Below are 17,258 nucleotides of genomic sequence, written 5' to 3'. Positions count from 1 at the left end.
AAGGCGGGCGCGGCGAGATGCGTGTCAGGACCCGAGGCGGCGGCGCAGGAGCGACAGCGGCTGCGGGTCGTCCAGCGACGGCTGGAAGGCGACGGTGATCTCCGTCAGGGCGTGCGCCCAGCTCTCCGGGTTGGTGTTTTCCGGCGCCTCGGCGGAGGTGAAGCCGGTGCGCAGGAGAAAGCGGTACTGGTCGGGAATGACGTGCCCGACCGCCCGGATCTCACCCTGATAACCGAAGCGCTCCCGCAGCTCGCGCGCCGTGGAGAAGCCGCGGCCGTCGCGGAACTTGGGGAACTCGATCGCCACCAGGGCGAAGCGGTCCAGGTCCGGCGCGATGGCCGGGGCCAGTGTTCCGCTCTTGACCCGGACGCCGAGCGCCGCGTTGCGTCCGTCGAAGCTCGCGCGCTCCGCCTGCCAGCGCTCGAAGGTGACGATGGCGGGGCGGTCGGCGGGGACCGGCTCGCCGTCGGCGACCGCGACCCAGTCGTCCTCGACGATGCGGCCGTCCTTAATGAGCGGCATAGACTCTCTCCTTGAACGGGCCGTGGCCGACACGCTTCAGCGTGTCGATGAAGCGCTCCCCGTCGTGCCGGTTGGACAGATAGACATCGACGATGGCCTCGATGGCGTCCACCGTCTCGTCGGCGGTCACCGCCGGGCCGAGGATGTCGCCGATGGCCGTGGTCAGGGTCGGGTCGCCGCCGACGGTGATCTGGTAGAATTCCTCGCCCTTCTTATCCACGCCGAGGATGCCGATGGCGCCGACATGGTGGTGGCCGCAGGCGTTGATGCAGCCGCTGATCTTGATGCCCAGCTCGCCGATGGTCTGCTGGCGCGCCGGGTCGGCGAAGCGGGCCGAGATGGCCTGTGCCAGCGGGATCGAGCGGGCGTTGGCCAGCGCGCAGTAGTCGAGGCCGGGGCAGGCGATGATGTCGCCGATCAGCCCGGCGTTCGGCGTGCCCAGCCCGTTGGCCTCCAGCGCCGTCCACAGGGTGAAAAGTTCATCCTGCCGGACATGGGCCAGCACGAGGTTCTGGGCGTGGCTGACGCGCAGTTCGCCGAAGCTGTGCGCGTCGGCCAGATCGGCGATCAGCTCCATCTGCTCCGACGTGGCGTCGCCGGGGATGCCGCCGGCGGGCTTCAGAGAGATGGTGGCGGCGGCGTAGCCGGGAACCTTGTGGGCCAGCACGTTGACCGCCACCCAGCGGGCGAAGTCCGGGTTCGCGGCCTTGGCGGCCTGGAAGGACTCCGGCTCGTCGGTCAGCGTTTCGTAGGCCGGGCCACCAAAGCGGCGGCGGATCTCGTCGACGACCTCCGGGGCGAGGCGGTATTTCGGACCGCGCAGGCGGGCGAACTCCTCCTCCACCTCCTGGGTGAACTTCTCCTGGCCCAGCTCGTGGACGAGGATCTTGATGCGCGCCTTGTAGATGTTGTCGCGCCGGCCGTACTGGTTGTAGACGCGCAGGATGGCTTCGAGATAGGCGACGAAGTCCTCCTCCGGCACCCAGTCGCGGACCAGCTTGCCGATGAAGGGCGAGCGGCCGAGGCCGCCGCCGACGTAGAAGGTGAAGCCGACCTCGCCCCGCTCGTTGCGCTTGGCGAAGACGCCGACGTCATGGACGCGGATGGCCGCGCGGTCGGCGTCCGACCCCATGATGGCGATCTTGAACTTGCGCGGCAGGAAGGTGAATTCGGGGTGCAGGGTCGTCCACTGCCGCAGGATCTCGGCGTAGACGCGCCCGTCCACCACCTCGTCCCGCGCGGCACCCACGAACTGGTCGGTGGTGACGTTGCGCACGCAGTTGCCGCTGGTCTGCAGCGCGTGCATGTCCACCTCGGCCAGCTCGTGCAGGATGGCCGGGGTGTCCTCCAGCTTGATCCAGTTGAACTGAAGGTTCTGGCGGGTGGTGAAGTGGCCGTAGCCCTTGTCGTACTTGCGCCCGATCTCGGCCAGCTTGCGGAGCTGTTGCGCGGTCAGGACGCCGTAGGGAACGGCGATGCGCAGCATGTAGGCGTGGAGCTGGAGGTAGAGGCCGTTCATCAGCCGCAGGGGCTTGAACTCGTCCTCCGTCAGCTCGCCGGACAGGCGGCGCTCGACCTGGGCGCGGAACTGCTCCACGCGCTCCGCGACGAAGCGGCGGTCGATGTCGTCGTAGCTGTAGACCCCGGCGTTGCGGCCGGGCGCGATGTGGTTCATGGAACTCGCCCTTGTCAAAAAAGTGGCCGCCCGGTTCAGGCCGCAGCCTGCTTGCCGAGATCGATGCGGACGGTGGGGCCGAGCGCCCGGATGCGCTCGCGCGTCTTGACCGGCACCCGCTGCCCGTCCACGACGCGCAGGTCGAAGGTGTAGACGTCCACGGCGAACTGCTCACCCTCCGCCTGCGCCTTGGCGGCGGCCAGGGCGGTTTCGGCGGCGGAGTCCTCGAACAGGGCGGCGTCGTCCAGACGCTCCACCCAGCCGGACCCGGGGGCGAGGAAGATCACCTCGCCGTCGCGCAGGCGGTTGGCGGTGATGGCCTTCAGCACCGCCTCGTTCCTGGACTTGTCGCTCAACGCCATGCCTTCAACTCCTAAAACGAACGCTCACGCCGACACGGCGATGGGAAACGGGTTCTGGCCGGTGGTCTGCTGCCACGCGCCGATCAGGGCGCGCAGCCGCACGACCTCGCCGACCACGACGATCGCGGGGCGCTTGGCCTGTAGCCGCACGACGTCCCGCGCGCAATGGGCAAGATTGGTCTCGATGACGTCCTGCGCCTCGGTGCTGGCGCTCGACACGATGGCGACCGGGGTCATCGGCGGCTTGCCGGCGGCTTCGAGCCGCTCGGCGATGTTCCCGATGGTGCCCAGCGCCATGTAGAACACCAGCGCGCCGGGCATCCGCGCCAACACGCCCCAGTCCAGATCGGCGGGCAGGCCGCCGGCCTTGTCGTGACCGGTGACGAAGGTCGCGGTGGTGCCGAAGCCGCGGTGGGTCACCGGGATGCCGGCGTAGGCCAGCCCGCCAATCCCCGCGGTGACGCCGGGCACCACGCGGAAGGGAATCTCGGCCTCGGCCAGCGCCAGGCATTCCTCGCCGCCGCGTCCGAAGACGAAGGGGTCGCCGCCCTTCAGCCGCAGCACCCGCCGGCCTTCCCGCGCCAGATCCACCAGCCGCGCGTTGATCGCCTCCTGCTTGGGGGAGGGGTGGCCGGCGCGCTTGCCCATGTCCACCAGCAGCGCGTCGGGGTTGGCGGCCTCCAAAATGCCGCCGCCGACCAGCGCGTCGTGGACGATGGCGTCGGCCTCGCCCAGCGCCTTGGCGGCCAGCAGGGTCAGCAGGCCCGGATCGCCGGGGCCGGCTCCGGCCAGCCAGACGCTGCCCGGCTCAAAGGCGGGCAGACGGGACAGAAGAGACGATGCGATCATGGCAGCCATCCTTTGGCGGCGATCAGATCCCGGCAGGCGCGCAGCACCTCGGGTCCCTTGGCGCCCGTGGCGCGCAGGCGGTCGCGGAGCGCGGCGAGTTCCGCCAGCCGGTCCGCCCAGACGGCGGGGAACAGCGTCTCCAGCCGTTCGCGGAGCACCTGGGCCAGCGCCGGGCTTTTGCCCCCGGTGGAGACGGTCATGAGAAGGTCGCCGCGACGTATCACAGACGGCGCGTGGAAATCACAGAGCGGAATCACATCCTCGACATTGACCAGGATGCTGCGGTCGCGTGCCTGACGGGCCAGCGACTCCGCGGTTGGGTCGTCGATGCCGACGACGAACAGCACCTGCACGCCCTCCAAGTCGGCGGGCGAGGGCAGGGCGCGGCGCAGGGCCGCTCCCGCGAGGGCGAGCAATTCCGCATCCGGTTCCGGTGAATAGACCGCCGGTGCCGCGCCGCCTTCCCGCAGCTGCGTAAGGCGGCGCTTCGCCAGCGGTCCCTGGCCAACCAGGGCAATCCGCGCATGCGCCGGGTCAAGGGCGATCGGGATCATCGCCGCCCCCTGGAATGCACACCGAAGCCATCGTGAAAAGACATCATGGGCGCATTTAAGCGCGATGGCGGGGTGTAATCAACAGATTTCACAAACTCGCTTAAACCTATAATACATGTAGACAATGTATATGCATTGCAACGACGTGAAACTGGTGTTAATGTGCAATTCAGAACAAATACTCCACTTCGTGGATAGGCAAACAGGCCATGCTCGATGGACTCGCTCGTGCTGTGAAATTCGACCGCGTGGCCGACCTGACCGAACGCTATGGGCGGTTGGACGGGGCGGTGCTTCTGAACGCGCTTCTGCGCGATGAATTCAACGGTCGCGTTGCTGTCGTTTCATCCTTCGGAACGGAATCGGCGGTGCTGCTCGCCTTGGCGGCGGAGGCCGATCCGTCCTTCCCGGTGGTCTTCGTCGACACGGGAAAGTTGTTCGGTGAGACCCTGCGCTACCGCGACAAGCTGATCGCCGCCCTGGGCCTGACCGGGGTGCGCACCATCGGCCCGACCGACGCGGATCTGGCGGCGGCGGACCCCGACGGCCTGCTGTTCACCCGCTCGCCCGACGCCTGTTGCCATCTGCGCAAGACCGTGCCGCTCGACCGCGCGCTGGAAGGCTTCGACGCCTGGGTGACCGGGCGCAAGCGCTTCCAGGCCACCACGCGCTCCGCCCTTCCCCTGTTCGAGGAGGAAGAGGGCACGGGCCGCATCAAGATCAACCCGCTGGCCCACTGGGACCGCGAGCGGATCGAGCAGGAATTCACCCGGCGCAACCTGCCGCGCCACCCGCTTGAAGCCGACGGCTTCCTGTCCATCGGCTGCTTCACCTGCACCGAGCGCGTCGCTCCCGGTGCGGACCCGCGGTCGGGCCGCTGGGCCGGAACCGCCAAGACCGAATGCGGCATTCACACCTTCAAGAAGACCGGAACCGCACAATGACCGCCGATCTCGATTACCTTGAGAGCCAGAGCATCTACATCCTCCGCGAGGCCTACAACCGCATCGACAAGCTGGCTCTGCTGTGGTCGATCGGAAAGGACAGCAACGTCCTGCTCTGGCTCTGCCGCAAGGCGTTCTTTGGGCGCGTGCCGTTCCCGGTCGTTCAGCTCGACACCGCGATGGAGCTGCAGGAGGTCTACGACTTCCGCGACCGCATCGCCGGGGAGTGGGACCTCGACCTGCGGGTGGAGGCGTGCCCGCCGGAAGCGGACATGGACCAGACCCTGCCGCCGCTGACCCGCGCCGCCGCCCGCAAGACGGAGGGGCTGAAGAACCTCCTGCGCACCGGCAAGTACCAGGGGATCATGGTCGGCATCCGCCGCGACGAGCAGGCGACCCGCGCCAAGGAGCGCGTCTTCTCGCCCCGCTCGCTGGAAGGCGACTGGGACGTGAAGGACCAACCGGCGGAGTTCTGGGACCATTACAAGACCCGGTTCGACGAAGGCACCCACGTCCGCATTCACCCCTTGCTGCATTGGACCGAGCTGGACATCTGGCGCTACTCCAAGCGCGAGGGGATTCCCATCGTCCCGCTGTACTTCGCCAAGGACGGCAAGCGCTACCGCTCGCTGGGCGAGAAGAACATCACCTTCCCGGTGGACAGCACCGCCGGCACCATCGACGAGATCATCGCCGAACTGGTCGTGACCCGCATTCCGGAGCGCGCCGGCCGCGCCATGGACAACGAGGCCGAGGACAGCTTCGAGCGCCTGCGCAGCTCGGGCTACATGTAAGAAGCGGGGATTGGGACCATGGACATCCGGAACGAATTGAACGGCCAGCTCCGCATCGTCATCGTCGGCCATGTCGACCACGGCAAGTCGACGCTGATCGGGCGCCTGCTGAACGACACCGGCAGCCTGCCCGACGGCAAGGTGGAGCAGGTCCACGAGATGAGCCGCAAGCGCGGCATGCCCTTCGAATGGGCCTTCGTGATGGACGCGCTCCAGGCCGAACGCGACCAGGGAATCACCATCGACACCACGCAGATCCACTTCAAGACGGAGCAACGCCCCTACGTCATCATCGACGCGCCGGGCCACACCGAGTTCCTGAAGAACATGGTGACCGGCGCCTCGCAGGCCGACGCCGCCCTGCTGGTGATCGACGCTGCCGAGGGCGCGCTGGAGCAGTCGCGCCGCCACGCCTTCCTGCTGCATCTGCTGGGCGTGCGCCAAGTGGCCGTCGCCGTCAACAAGATGGACCGCGTCGACTTCGACCAGTACCGGTTCGAGGCGGTCTCGCAGGAGATCCGCGCCTATCTGGCGGAACTCGGCCTGCACACCTCCACGGTGATTCCGATCGCGGCGCGCCACGGTGACAACATCGTCAGCCGCTCCGACAAGGCGCCCTGGTACGAGGGGCCGACCGTGGTGGAGGCGCTGGACGCCTTCCGTCCGCAGCAGGCGCCGACCGAACTGCCGCTGCGCTTCCCGCTGCAGGACGTCTACAAGCCCGACGACCGCCGCATCCTGGCGGGCCGCATCGAGAGCGGGCGCTTGCGCGTCGGCGACACGCTGCGCTTCTCGCCGACCGGCGCCACCGCCACGGTGGTCAGCATCGAGGGGTGGAACCACAGCCAGCCCATCGTCGCCGCCCAGGCCGGGCAGAGCATCGGCATCACGCTGGACAAGCGCATCTTCGCCGAGCGCGGCCACGTTGCGCACCATGAGGAAGGGGCGCCGCACGTCACCCACCGGCTGGGCGTCCGCGCCTTCTGGCTGACCTCGGAGCCGCTGGCGGTCGGCAAGACCTACACGCTGAAGATCACGACGGGCGAGCACCGCGTGACGGTGGAGAGCATCACCGCCGTCATCGACATCGAGGACCTGTCGAGCACCCCGGCCAAGGCGGTCCACCGCAACGAGGTGGCCGAGGTCGTCCTGCGCTCCCGCTCGCCGATCGCCGTCGACCTCGCGTCGGCGCTGTCGCGGACCGGGCGCGGCGTGCTGATCGATGGTCACGACGTGGTCGGCGGCTGCATCGTCGTCGAGGTGGATGAGGGCCCCGCGGCCTCGGCCAACACGACCGAGGTGTCGCACGCCGTCACGGCGGACGAGCGCAACGCCGCCAACGGCCACAAGGGCGGCGTCCTCTGGCTGACCGGCCTGTCCGGGGCCGGCAAGTCCACGCTGGCCATGGCGCTGGAGCGTGCCCTGTTCGACCGCGGCTGGCAGGTCTTCGTGCTGGACGGCGACAATGTGCGCAATGGGCTGAACGCCGGGCTCGGCTTCTCGGCGGAGGACCGGGCGGAGAACATCCGGCGCGTCGCCGAGACGGCCAAGCTGTTCGCGGACGCCGGCGTTCTGGTCATCGCCTCGCTGATCTCGCCGCTCCAGGCCGACCGGGCGCGGGCGCGGGCCATCGGCGGCGAGCGCTTCCACGAGGTCTATGTGGCCGCCGATCTCGCCACCTGCGAATCGCGCGATCCCAAGGGCCTGTACCGCCGGGCGCGCGCCGGGGAGATCCCGGAGTTCACCGGCGTGTCCGCCCCCTACGAAGCTCCGGAGGCGGCGGAGCTGACCATCGACACCGGTGCGGTCACCCCGGTGGAGGCGCTCGGTGAACTGCTCGACTATGTGGACGGCGCGTTCGGCCGGAACGCCCTGAAGCGCGACCGGGTGTAACGGCTTCCCTCGTCCGTTCGGGAAAAAGCCCCTTCGCGTCGCCGCGAAGGGGCTTTTCCTATGGTGGATTGGATTTCACATTGCGAGACGCATTATGTGAAATCGGGCATTTCATCATTCAATAATGTGCAATTCGCTCTTCCTTCCGATAGGAGATGTGCTAAATAGGCGGGCAATTTCCTGCGAGGATGGAACCATGACCGCCCTGACCCGACGCTCCGCGATGCTGGCTGTGGCCGCCGTCGCATCCCTGACCGCCGCGTCCCTGACCGCCCTGACGCCCGGCGCGGCCCGCGCCGCCGATCCGGTGAAGCTGGAGGTCGGCTACATCCCCATCCTTGCCGCCGCGCCGCTGTTCATCCTGGAAGGGGAGGGCTGGGCGCGCGAGGCGGGCATCGACCTGAAGCTGACCAAGTTCGAATCCGGCCCGCATGCGATCCAGGCGATGGCCGCCGGCAAGATCGACCTGCTCTACGCCGGCGTCGCCCCGGTCCTGGTCGCCCGCTCGAAGGGCGCGGACGTGTCGGTGATCGCCAACTCGGCGGTCGAGGAGATGGTCGTCGCCAGCCGCGGCGAGTTCGCCAAGGCGCTGGGCGGCAAGGCCACCGCTGACTCGATCGCGAAGTTCGTCGCCGACAGCGGCCGCAAGGTGAAGATCGGCACGCAGCCGCCGGGCTCGGTCCCGGACACGGTGCTGCGCCACTGGCTGTTCAAGGTGGTGAAGGCCGATCCGGCCAACGTGGAGATCATCTCCATGGGCATCGAGAAGACCCAGCAGGCTCTGCTCGCCGGCGCGCTCGACGCCGCGACGATCCGTGAGCCGACGGTGACCGTGACCCAGAAGGTCGACCCGAACGTCGGCCTGCTCGCCACCGGCGCGGAGATGTTCCCCAACCAGCCCGGCACCGTCATCGCGGTCCGCGGCCCGGTCGCCAAGGAACATGGCGAGGCGCTGACCCGCCTGCTCAAGGCGCACATCCGCGCCGTCGACCTGATCGCCAAGGACCCGGCCCGCTCCGCCACGGTCGCCAACGAGTATCTAGGCAAGGGCCTGATGGAGCCGGCCACGCTGGAGGCCGCCTTCCGCTCGCCGGGCTCCAAGTTCGTCGCCGACCCGCACGGCGTCGTCCCGGCGGTCGAGCAGATGATGACCTACGCCAAGGAGATCGGCTCGGCCGAGGGCACCATCCCGGTGGCGGAGGCCTTCGACTTCCGCTTCTACGACGCGGCCGCCGCGAAGTAAGCGCGATGCGTCAACCGCTGAAGCTTCACAGCTCCATCGCCCTGTCGGCGCTCGGCGTCGGCGCTTTCCTGCTCGCCTGGGAAGCGCTGGCGCGCAGCGGCGTCGTGCCCGCCGGGCTGCTGCCTTCGCCCAGCGCGGTGCCCGGCGCCTTCCTGGCGGAGTTCCGGTCCGGCACCTGGCAGGCGATGGTCTTCGCCAGCCTGTCGCACTATCTGTCGGGGCTGGCGCTCGGCACCGTCCTGGGCATCACCTTCGGCACGGCGGCGGCGACCTGGGGCGTCTGGGACGCCTTCCAGGCCTGGGTGGTGCGCATGCTGCGTCCCATCCCGTCCATCGCCTGGATTCCTTTCGCGATCATCTGGTTCGGCGTCAGCAAGTCGGCGGCGACCTTCCTGATCGCGCTGACGGTCTTCTGGATCAACTACTACGCCACCTACAGCGCGGTGCGCGGGGTGGACAAGGACCTGATCGAACTCGGCCACGCCTTCGGGCAGGGCGGGCTGATCCCGCGCCTGTTCAAGATCGTCCTGCCCGGCGCGCTGCCGGGCATCCTGTCCGGCGTGCGCGCCGGGCTGGGGCAGGGCTGGATGACCGTGGTGGCGGCGGAGCTGTTCGGCATCTCCGGCCTGGGCGCGCGCATGTCCGACGCCTCCGGCCTGCTCGCCACGCACATCGTCGTGCTCTACATGGTCACCATCGCGGCGCTCTACGGCGTGTGCGACTTCCTGTTCATGCAGGTTCAGCAGCGGGTGCTCGCATGGCAAAAGTGAATGGCTCCGCTGTGATCGACTTGAAGGGCGTCGCCATCGGCTATGGCGCCGAGGCTCCGCCGGTCCTGGTGGACGTCGACCTGTCCATCGAGCGCGGCAGCTTCGTCGCCATCGTCGGACCGTCCGGCGTCGGCAAGTCCACGCTGCTGCGCGTCGTCGCCGGGCTGCACACGGCGCGCGCCGGTGCCGTGACCATCCACGAGACGAAGAAGCCGGGCCACCGTCCGGTCAGCCTCGTCTTCCAGGACGCCCGTCTGCTGCCTTGGCGGCGGGTCGCCAAGAACGTCCGCTTCGGGCTGGAGGGTCTGCCGATCTCCACCACCGAGCGGGAGGAGCGGGTGGCCGCGGCGCTGCGTCTCGTCCGGCTGGACGATTACGGCCGGCGCTGGCCCTACGAGCTGTCAGGCGGCCAGCGCCAACGCGTCGGCATCGCCCGCGCCCTGGCCGTCGATCCCGACATCCTGCTGATGGACGAGCCGTTCGGCGCGCTCGACGCCATCACCCGGCACGGGCTTCAGGACGAGTTGCTGCGCATCCACCGCGAGACCGGCAAGACCGTGCTGTTCGTCACCCACGACCTGGAAGAGGCGGTTCATCTCGCCGACCGCATCATCGTGCTGGGCGGCAGCCCGGCGCGCATCGTCCAGGACGTCCGCAACGAGCCGGGCCGCGAGAGCGGCGGCTTCCGCGAGCAGGTTGAGCAGCTGCGGTCGGGGATCGCGGACAATTACAGCATTTGAGGGTAGGGGTGGTCGTGTCGAGCCCCCCTCCCGGCCTCCCCCCGCTCCGCAAGGGGAGGAGAAAAAGCCCTCCCCTGCGAAGCGGGGGAGGGTTTGGGTGGGGGCTCGACGCGACCACTTACGGTCTACGGTGCCACCCTTCTCACATCCCGCGCCGTCAGATGCACGTTCGCATCCGGGTCGAGCTTGCGGTCCATGATGCGGGCCTCCACCGCCTTGTCGAAGACCGGGCGGTTCAGGCAGACATACTGAAGCGCCTCGTCCGGCTTCGGCAGATGGCCGGCGAGGGTTTGCAGGGCGCGGCGCGGGACGAACACCCGCCCGTGATACTCCCCGACCTCCACCGCGAACTCCACGGCGTCGGCTTCCTCGTTCCAGGACGGGTCGTCGGGGAACACGAACAGCGGCATCACACCCTCACGCAGAACACGTCTCAGTCCAGAATGTAGGTAACATCGTAGCCGCTGCGCTTGAAGCGGGTCTTCAGCAGCGTGCCCTGCGCGTCGAACCACAAATCGCGCTCCACGTCGCCGGAAATACGGTGATGCTGCGCCGGCACCGCCTGCCCGCCGACCGTCAGCGTCTCGGTGCCGACGAGGTCGGTGCGCACGCGGTAGGGCTTGCCGTCGATGACCGAGAGCAGGGTGGGGCGCTTCAGCACCTCCGGTGTCCACAGCGTGAGGGGCAGGGCGTCGGCGCCGGCTTGGTCAACCTTGCCGTCCACCGTGACGGAATAGCCGCCGCCGGTCCGCATCATGCGGATGGCGTGGGGCGTGCCGTCGTCGTCGGTCTGGGCGCTCATCGATTCGAGCGTCCGGCCTTTCCAGACCTCCTCCCGCTTGTGGTCGTAGCGGAAGTTGATGAACAGCACCTTCACGCGCGTCGAGGCGGTGACCGCGACCTTGGTCACGTCGCCCTGCGGCTCCAGCCGGACGGTTTCCGACCCCACCGGATCGTCGCCCATCAAAATCCGGTAGGTCAGCGTGCGCGGCTCGGCGGCGTGGGCTGCGGCCGTGGACAGCAGCAGGCCGGCGGTCGCCAGCGCCGCGCGCAGGGCGTGCGTCATGAATCGTTCCCTCCCTGTGTTCGCCCTTTGTGGTCGTTGTGCGGCGGCGGCTTATGGTGCCGCCGTCCGTTGCCTTCGCTCAGTCGTCGAGAAGCTGCGCCAGCTTCATGGCGACGCCCATCGAGCCGTCCACCTTCAGCTTGCCCATGGTGAAGGCCAGCATCGGGTTCAGCCTCCCGTCCATCAGCTTCTTCAGATTTTCGGCGGAGATGCGGATGGTGCAGTCGGGATCGTCGTCCCCGGCCCCCTCCCGCGCGATGGCGACGGGCGTCTCGCGGGCGTTGACCCGCACCGCCTCGCCGTCCTCCAGCGCGAAGCGGACGTCGGCCTTCAGGCTGCGGAAGCTGGTGGAGCGGGACTGGAGTTCGCGCAGGATGTCCTCAACCATGGATCCGTCTCTCTCCCCTGGATTCGTGTTCGTCGGATCTTGACAGTAGGCGGAGTTTACGTTTACGTCAACGTCATAACCAAAAGGTTTCCGGCGCCTCAACGATCCGGAAACCATCAAATCAATCGAGGGGAGTGAAACCATGCAGACCGCCGCCGCGCCCGGACTCCGAACCCCCCGCACCGCCTACCGCCGTCGCTTGTCCTGACCGCCGCGCAGCCGGGAGGATCGGAGATGACCGAGAATCTTGCGCGCCGGGGCAGCATCGGCGACGACACGCCGGCCCATCCCTGGCTGGCCCGTTACCCCGAGGGCATCGCCTGGGACCAGCCGATCGCCGTGACGCCGCTGGCCGAGCTGTTCGAGGAGGCCGCCCGCCGTTACGCCGACCGTCCGTGCCTGGACTTCCTCGGCCGCCGCTACCGCTACGCGGAGGTGCTGGGGCTGGTGAACCGGGCGGCCAAGGGCTTCGCGGCGCTGGGGGTGAAGCCGGGTGTGCGGGTGGGGCTGTGCCTGCCGAACACGCCGACCTACGTGATCGCCTATTTCGCGATCCTGAAGGCCGGCGGCACGGTGGTGAACTACAACCCGCTCTACGTCGAGCGGGAGCTGGAGCACCAGATCGAGGATTCCGGGACCGAGATCATGGTCACGCTCGATCTGAAGCAGATCCACCCGCGCATCGAGGCGATGCTGGACCGCACGCGGCTGAAGACGGTGGTCGTCTGCCGGATGGCCTCCATCCTGTCCCCGGTGAAGAGCGTGCTGTTCCGCGTCCTGAAGCGTAGCGAGCTGGCCAGCATCCCGCAGGACGGGCGGCACGTGGATTTCGACGCGCTGCTGGCCAACGACGGGGCGATGCCGCCGGTGCGGCTGGACCCGCGGCGCGACGTGGCGGTGCTGCAATACACCGGCGGGACCACCGGCGTGCCCAAGGGGGCGATGCTGACCCACGCCAACCTCGTCGCCAACGCGCGGCAGGTGCAGGCCTGGTTCCCCGGCATGGCGCTGGGGGAGGAGCGGATGCTCGCCGTCCTGCCCTTCTTCCACGTCTTCGCCATGACGGTGATCCTGAACATGGGGCTGGCGGCGGGGGCGGAGCTGGTCATGCTGCCGCGCTTCGACACGCTGCAGGTGCTGAAGACCATCGCGCGGCGCAAGCCCACGCTGCTGCCCGGCGTGCCGACCATGTACAAGGCGTTGCTGAGCCATCCCGACGTGGCGCGCTATTCGATGCGGTCGATCCGCTACTGCATCTCCGGCGGGGCGCCGTTGCCGATGGAGTTGAAGCGCCAGTTCGAGGAGGCGACCGGCTGCGTGCTGGTCGAGGGCTACGGCCTCAGCGAGGCGTCGCCGGTCTGCGCCTGCAACCCGCTGACCGGGGTCAACAAGGAGGGCTCCATCGGCCTGCCTCTGCCGGGGATCATGGTGCAGATCCGCGCGCTGGACGATCCCGACCGCGTGTTGCCGCCCGGTGAGAAGGGGCAGGTCGCGCTGTCCGGTCCCAACGTCATGGCCGGTTACTGGAACCAGGATGAGGAAAGCCGGCGCACCATCGTCGGCGGCTGGCTGTTCACCGGCGACGTCGGGGTGATGGACGAGGACGGCTACGTCTTCCTGCTCGACCGGCTGAAGGACCTGATCCTCTGCGGCGGCTACAACGTCTATCCGCGCGTGATCGAGGAGGCCATCTACCAGCACCCCGACGTGGTGGCCGTCTGCGTCATCGGCGTCCCCGACGACTACCGCGGCCAGAGCCCGAAGGCCTTCGTCCAGCTCCGGCCCGGCGCCGGCCTGACCGCGGAGCGGTTGAAGGACTTCCTGCGCGACAAGATTTCGCGCATCGAGATGCCGAAGCTGATCGAGTTCCGCACCGAGTTGCCCAAGACGGCGGTCGGCAAGCTGTCGAAGAAGGAACTGATCGCCGAAAGCCTGCAGAATCCGGAGGAGTGACGGGCGAAAGGCGCGCGGCTTTGTCACATCGCGGCGTGTGTGGTAGGAACGGAGACGCCGTCCGGCGGCGTGGAGCGAGCGGCCTTCGCTTCCCACACGCCGCCGCGGCGCGACGTGACGGAAGGCGTGCCCCCCACCATGGAACAGCTCTACACGGTCAATCAGTTGGCGGAGGAACTGGGCATCACGCCGCGCGCCCTGCGCTTCTACGAAGTGAAGGGGCTGCTGTCGCCCAACCGCCTGGGCAACAACCGGGTCTACACCAAGCGCGACCGCGCCCGGCTGAAGCTGATCCTGCGCGGCAAGCGGCTGGGCTTCTCGCTGGCGGAGATCCGCGAGTATCTGGACCTCTACACCGTCGATGGCGGGGTGGAGCAGTTGAAGGTCCTGCAGAAGCGCATCGACGCGCGGCTGAAGGATCTGGAGCAGCAGCGCCAGGACCTCGAAGCGACCGTGGGCGAACTGCGGGAGATCGAGGCCCAGGTGCAGGCCGCGCTGGACGAGCGCGGATTGGCGTCCAAGAGCGCCTGAGCCGATGCGGTCCCATCCGCCCGGCCAAGCCGGAGGGGGTGGGGTTATGAATCTGCTGTTCCGCCTGATCGCCGTCATCCTGGCCGCCCTGGCGGGGCGGGCGGTGGGATTCCTGGAACCGGCGCGGCTGCGCTTCCGGGTCTGGCCGACCGATCTCGACCTCAACCTGCACATGACCAACGCCCGCTATTTCAGCGTCATGGACCTGGGGCGGGTCGATCTGATGCTGCGCTCCGGCATGGGGCGGTCGATCCTGCGCCACCGCTGGCAACCGGTGATCGGCGCCGCCAACGTTCGCTTCCGCCGCCCGCTGGCGCCCTTCCAGCGCTTCGAGCTGGCGACCCGCGTGCTGTGCTGGGACGACAAGTATTTCTTCATCGAGCACCGGGTGGAGACCGCCGCGGGCACGGCGGCGCTGGCCGTGGTGCAGGGCGCCTTCGTGGCGCGCGGCGCCGTGGTCGCCCCAGCGGAGATTCTGGCGATCCACGGCGAGCATGGGGAATCGCCGCCCATGCCGGACGTCGTTGCCGCATGGCGCGAGCGACCGCTGGCGCCCTGACCCTTGCTCCCTGACACTTGCGTCGCGCCGCCCCCTTGCACTATGGCTGGCCGGACGCGAAAAACCGGCAAAGCGGAAGGGCAAGGGTCATGGGCGCACACGGAATCAACGGCATCGACCACCTCGTCATCGTCGTCCGCGATCTGGAGAAGGCGCAGGACGCCTATCGCCGCATGGGCTTCACCATCTCGCCGAAGGGCCGGCATGGCGAGCTGAAGTCGGCCAACCACACCATCATGTTCGGGGCGGGCGACTATCTGGAACTGCTCGCCATCGAGCAGCCGCACCCCTTCACCGCCTTCTTCAGCGACGTGCTGAAGACCCGCGAGGGCATTGCCGCGGCGGCGTTGAAGACCGACGACGCGCGGGCGGCGCAGCGGCTTCTGGTCGAGGCCGGCTATCCGGCGGGCGAGCCGGTGGAGTTCGGCCGCCCCGTCGAGTTGCCGGGCGGCGCGCAGCAGGCGCGCTTCACCACCACCCCGATCGACGGTGTGCCGGAATGGGGCGGGCGGGTCTTCCTGTGCCAGCACCACACCCCCGAGGTGGTCTGGCGTCCCGAGCTGATCCAGCACGACAACACGGTGACCGGCCTCGCCGCCCTGGTCGTTGCCGCCGACGATCCCGACGCCACCGCCGCCTCCTACGCCCGGCTGTTCGGCACGGCGGTGGAGGCGCGGGGACCGGCGCGCGTCGTGCCGACCGGCAGCGCCCCCATCGTGGTGGCCGATCCCGCCGCGCTGCATTGGAGCTGGACCGGCGACCCGGCGCTGGCGGTTCCGCGCCCCTTCCTGGCCGGCATGGTGCTGACGGTGGCCGATCTGGAGCGCGCCCAGCAGGCGCTTCAGAAAAGCAAGTTCCCGACGGTCGTCGGCAACGGCGTGCTGCGCGTGTCGTCGGCCAGCGCCTGCGGCGCCATGCTGGCCTTCGCCAAGGAGTTCGACCTCGGCGCGCTGATCCCCTGAATCCGCCGGGCACCCTGTTGTCATAAGCGGCCGGTTGTCATAACGGAATCATATTGCTGCACTGCGTCCGATCCGTTGGACAGGACGCCGTCGCGGGCGCACATTCCCCTCTTGCGTGCATGTTGCGGCGCATCATGAGGACGGACCGACGTGGCGGACGGCGATTTCGGCAGGGTTCGGATCGAACCGGCGGGGCAAGGAGCGGCTGAACAGAAGGGCGTGGCGGCGGAGTATCTCGTCGCCGGCACGCCGGCCTACAAGCGGGCGAGCCGCATTCTCTTCGTCGCCGGTTTCTCCACCTTCGCGGCGCTCTACTGCGTGCAGCCGCTGATGCCGGAGTTCACGCGGGAGTTCGGCGTCACCCCGGCGCAGTCCAGCCTTGCCCTGTCGGTGTCCACGGGCGTTCTGGCCTTCGCGCTGCTGGTCGCCGGGGCGGTGTCCGACCGGTTCGGGCGCAAGGCGATCATGGCGCTTTCCCTGCTCGCCTCCGGCACGCTGGGCATCAGCGGGGCGATGGCGCCGGACTGGGCCTCGCTGCTGCTGGTGCGGGCGCTGGAAGGGATGGCCCTCAGCGGTCTTCCCGCGGTCGCCATGGCCTACGTGTCGGAGGAGGTGGACCCACGCTCCGCCGGAGTCACCATGGGCCTGTACATCGGCGGAACGGCGCTGGGTGGCATGTCGGGGCGGGCGCTGACGGCGCTGGTCGCCGACGTCGCGTCCTGGCGCATGGCGATGGGGGTGATCGGCACGCTCGGGATCGCCGCCGCCGTGGCGGTGTGGGTCGCGCTTCCCGCCTCGCGCCATTTCCAGCGGCGGCCGGCGGGCGTGCGGAAACTGGCCGAGGCGTGGCGCGGGCACCTGATGGACCGCGGGCTGCTCGCCCTGTTCGCCATGGGGTTCCTGTCCATGGGGGCCTTCGTCACCGTCTTCAACTACATCGGCTTCCGCCTGCTGGCGCCGCCCTTCGACCTGCGCCCGGCGGCGGTCGGTGCCGTTTTCACGGTCTACCTCTGCGGAGTCGTCAGTTCGCCGCTGTCCGGCGGGCTGGCGGTGCGGCTGGGGCGGGGCAGGGTGCTGGCGGCGGCGGCGATGATGATGGCGGCCGGTCTGGCGTTGATGACTCCGGACAGCCTGTGGACCATGACGCCGGGAATCGCCCTGTTCACCTTCGCCTTCTTCGGGGTCCACACCATCGCCTCCGGCTGGATCGGGCAGCGGGCGCCGGTCAACCGCGGACAGGCCTCGGCGATCTACCTGTTCTGCTACTACATGGGTTCGACCATCGCCGGGACGCTGGGCGGCGTGTTTTGGTATGCCTTCGGCTGGGCCGGAGTCGGCGGATTCGTCGGGCTCCTGCTGGTGGTCGGACTGGTTGTTTCGCTGGGCTTGGCGGTCCGCCGCTGATTCATTCAATGCGCGCATACCGAGGTATGGTTTCAACCGTTTCGGTTGC

Annotated in this window: 19 protein-coding genes; 11 read left to right on the top strand and 8 right to left on the bottom strand. The window is 68.7% G+C overall.

All coding sequences use genetic code 11. The features are described 5' to 3' along the window. Nucleotides 1–24: 24 nt before the first annotated feature. Genes ACWPN5_RS11355 through ACWPN5_RS11335 form a run of 5 tightly spaced genes read right to left on the bottom strand, consistent with a single transcriptional unit; the run spans nucleotide 25 to nucleotide 3,962 of the window. A complete protein-coding gene (locus ACWPN5_RS11355) occupies nucleotides 25–522 on the bottom strand; it encodes a DUF934 domain-containing protein (RefSeq protein WP_145686451.1) in 498 nt (165 codons plus the stop codon). Further along, entirely contained in the window at nucleotides 509–2,197 is a 1,689-nt protein-coding gene (locus ACWPN5_RS11350; RefSeq protein WP_492295432.1) for a nitrite/sulfite reductase, read from the bottom strand. Before ACWPN5_RS11350 ends, ACWPN5_RS11355 begins: the two co-directional genes overlap by 14 nt. 35 nt (nucleotides 2,198–2,232) lie before the next feature. Continuing rightward, complete coding sequence (locus tag ACWPN5_RS11345; protein WP_247888350.1) at nucleotides 2,233–2,559, bottom strand: DUF2849 domain-containing protein; 327 nt, start codon at nucleotides 2,557–2,559, stop codon at nucleotides 2,233–2,235. A gap of 24 nt (nucleotides 2,560–2,583) precedes the next feature. Continuing rightward, on the bottom strand, nucleotides 2,584–3,408 hold the full coding sequence (cobA, locus tag ACWPN5_RS11340; protein ID WP_145686439.1) for a uroporphyrinogen-III C-methyltransferase: 825 nt from the start codon (nucleotides 3,406–3,408) through the stop codon (nucleotides 2,584–2,586). After that, the gene (locus tag ACWPN5_RS11335; protein WP_145686432.1) at nucleotides 3,405–3,962 is read right to left on the bottom strand and encodes a precorrin-2 dehydrogenase/sirohydrochlorin ferrochelatase family protein; all 558 of its coding nucleotides are present in this window, start codon (nucleotides 3,960–3,962) and stop codon (nucleotides 3,405–3,407) included. Before ACWPN5_RS11335 ends, cobA begins: the two co-directional genes overlap by 4 nt. A 209-nt stretch (nucleotides 3,963–4,171) precedes the next feature. Between ACWPN5_RS11335 and ACWPN5_RS11330 the strand changes: the two genes are divergently transcribed. The 6 genes from ACWPN5_RS11330 to ACWPN5_RS11305 all read left to right on the top strand — a co-directional run bounded on the left by ACWPN5_RS11330 (nucleotide 4,172) and on the right by ACWPN5_RS11305 (nucleotide 10,346). Beyond that, nucleotides 4,172–4,906, top strand: a complete 735-nt coding sequence (locus tag ACWPN5_RS11330) for a phosphoadenylyl-sulfate reductase (protein WP_145686430.1) — start codon at nucleotides 4,172–4,174, stop codon at nucleotides 4,904–4,906. After that, entirely contained in the window at nucleotides 4,903–5,700 is a 798-nt protein-coding gene (gene cysD, locus ACWPN5_RS11325) for a sulfate adenylyltransferase subunit CysD (RefSeq protein WP_035674621.1), read from the top strand. The genes ACWPN5_RS11330 and cysD overlap by 4 nt, the downstream gene beginning before the upstream one ends. A gap of 18 nt (nucleotides 5,701–5,718) precedes the next feature. Further along, complete coding sequence (gene cysC, locus ACWPN5_RS11320; RefSeq protein ID WP_145686428.1) at nucleotides 5,719–7,593, top strand: adenylyl-sulfate kinase; 1,875 nt, start codon at nucleotides 5,719–5,721, stop codon at nucleotides 7,591–7,593. Between the two features lie 196 nt (nucleotides 7,594–7,789). Then, nucleotides 7,790–8,836, top strand: a complete 1,047-nt coding sequence (locus ACWPN5_RS11315; RefSeq protein WP_492295431.1) for an ABC transporter substrate-binding protein — start codon at nucleotides 7,790–7,792, stop codon at nucleotides 8,834–8,836. Nucleotides 8,837–8,841: 5 nt separating this feature from the next. After that, nucleotides 8,842–9,606, top strand: a complete 765-nt coding sequence (locus ACWPN5_RS11310) for an ABC transporter permease (RefSeq protein ID WP_186452926.1) — start codon at nucleotides 8,842–8,844, stop codon at nucleotides 9,604–9,606. Then, nucleotides 9,594–10,346 (top strand): ABC transporter ATP-binding protein, encoded by a 753-nt coding sequence (locus tag ACWPN5_RS11305; protein ID WP_492295430.1) that lies wholly within the window; start codon nucleotides 9,594–9,596, stop codon nucleotides 10,344–10,346. Before ACWPN5_RS11310 ends, ACWPN5_RS11305 begins: the two co-directional genes overlap by 13 nt. A 125-nt stretch (nucleotides 10,347–10,471) precedes the next feature. Here the strand turns inward: ACWPN5_RS11305 and ACWPN5_RS11300 are convergent, their stop codons facing one another. The 3 genes from ACWPN5_RS11300 to ACWPN5_RS11290 form a co-directional block, all read right to left on the bottom strand. Further along, nucleotides 10,472–10,756 carry a DUF1488 family protein gene (locus ACWPN5_RS11300; RefSeq protein ID WP_038527656.1) on the bottom strand — a complete coding sequence of 95 codons (285 nt, stop codon included), beginning with the start codon at nucleotides 10,754–10,756 and terminating at the stop codon, nucleotides 10,472–10,474. 23 nt (nucleotides 10,757–10,779) lie between these two features. Continuing rightward, nucleotides 10,780–11,412: a DUF6134 family protein gene (locus ACWPN5_RS11295; protein WP_492295429.1), complete on the bottom strand. Its 633-nt coding sequence runs from the start codon at nucleotides 11,410–11,412 to the stop codon at nucleotides 10,780–10,782. A 79-nt stretch (nucleotides 11,413–11,491) separates the two neighbouring features. Then, complete coding sequence (locus tag ACWPN5_RS11290) at nucleotides 11,492–11,800, bottom strand: SCP2 sterol-binding domain-containing protein (protein ID WP_119508228.1); 309 nt, start codon at nucleotides 11,798–11,800, stop codon at nucleotides 11,492–11,494. Between the two features lie 234 nt (nucleotides 11,801–12,034). Between ACWPN5_RS11290 and ACWPN5_RS11285 the strand changes: the two genes are divergently transcribed. The 5 genes from ACWPN5_RS11285 (at nucleotide 12,035) to ACWPN5_RS11265 (ending at nucleotide 17,209) form a co-directional block, all read left to right on the top strand. Further along, nucleotides 12,035–13,753: a long-chain-fatty-acid--CoA ligase gene (locus ACWPN5_RS11285; RefSeq protein WP_492295428.1), complete on the top strand. Its 1,719-nt coding sequence runs from the start codon at nucleotides 12,035–12,037 to the stop codon at nucleotides 13,751–13,753. A gap of 138 nt (nucleotides 13,754–13,891) precedes the next feature. After that, entirely contained in the window at nucleotides 13,892–14,284 is a 393-nt protein-coding gene (locus ACWPN5_RS11280; RefSeq protein ID WP_145687001.1) for a MerR family transcriptional regulator, read from the top strand. 46 nt (nucleotides 14,285–14,330) lie between these two features. After that, complete coding sequence (locus tag ACWPN5_RS11275; RefSeq protein ID WP_492295427.1) at nucleotides 14,331–14,843, top strand: thioesterase family protein; 513 nt, start codon at nucleotides 14,331–14,333, stop codon at nucleotides 14,841–14,843. Nucleotides 14,844–14,932: 89 nt separating this feature from the next. Then, entirely contained in the window at nucleotides 14,933–15,805 is an 873-nt protein-coding gene (locus ACWPN5_RS11270) for a VOC family protein (RefSeq protein ID WP_492295426.1), read from the top strand. A gap of 150 nt (nucleotides 15,806–15,955) precedes the next feature. Next, nucleotides 15,956–17,209, top strand: a complete 1,254-nt coding sequence (locus ACWPN5_RS11265) for an MFS transporter (RefSeq protein WP_492295425.1) — start codon at nucleotides 15,956–15,958, stop codon at nucleotides 17,207–17,209. Nucleotides 17,210–17,258: the final 49 nt, after the last annotated feature.

This window comes from Azospirillum sp. UENF 211521 (assembly GCF_058780535.1).
The sequence above is the reverse complement of the archived record's forward strand: the minus strand, read 5'-3'. Positions and strand labels throughout refer to the sequence as shown.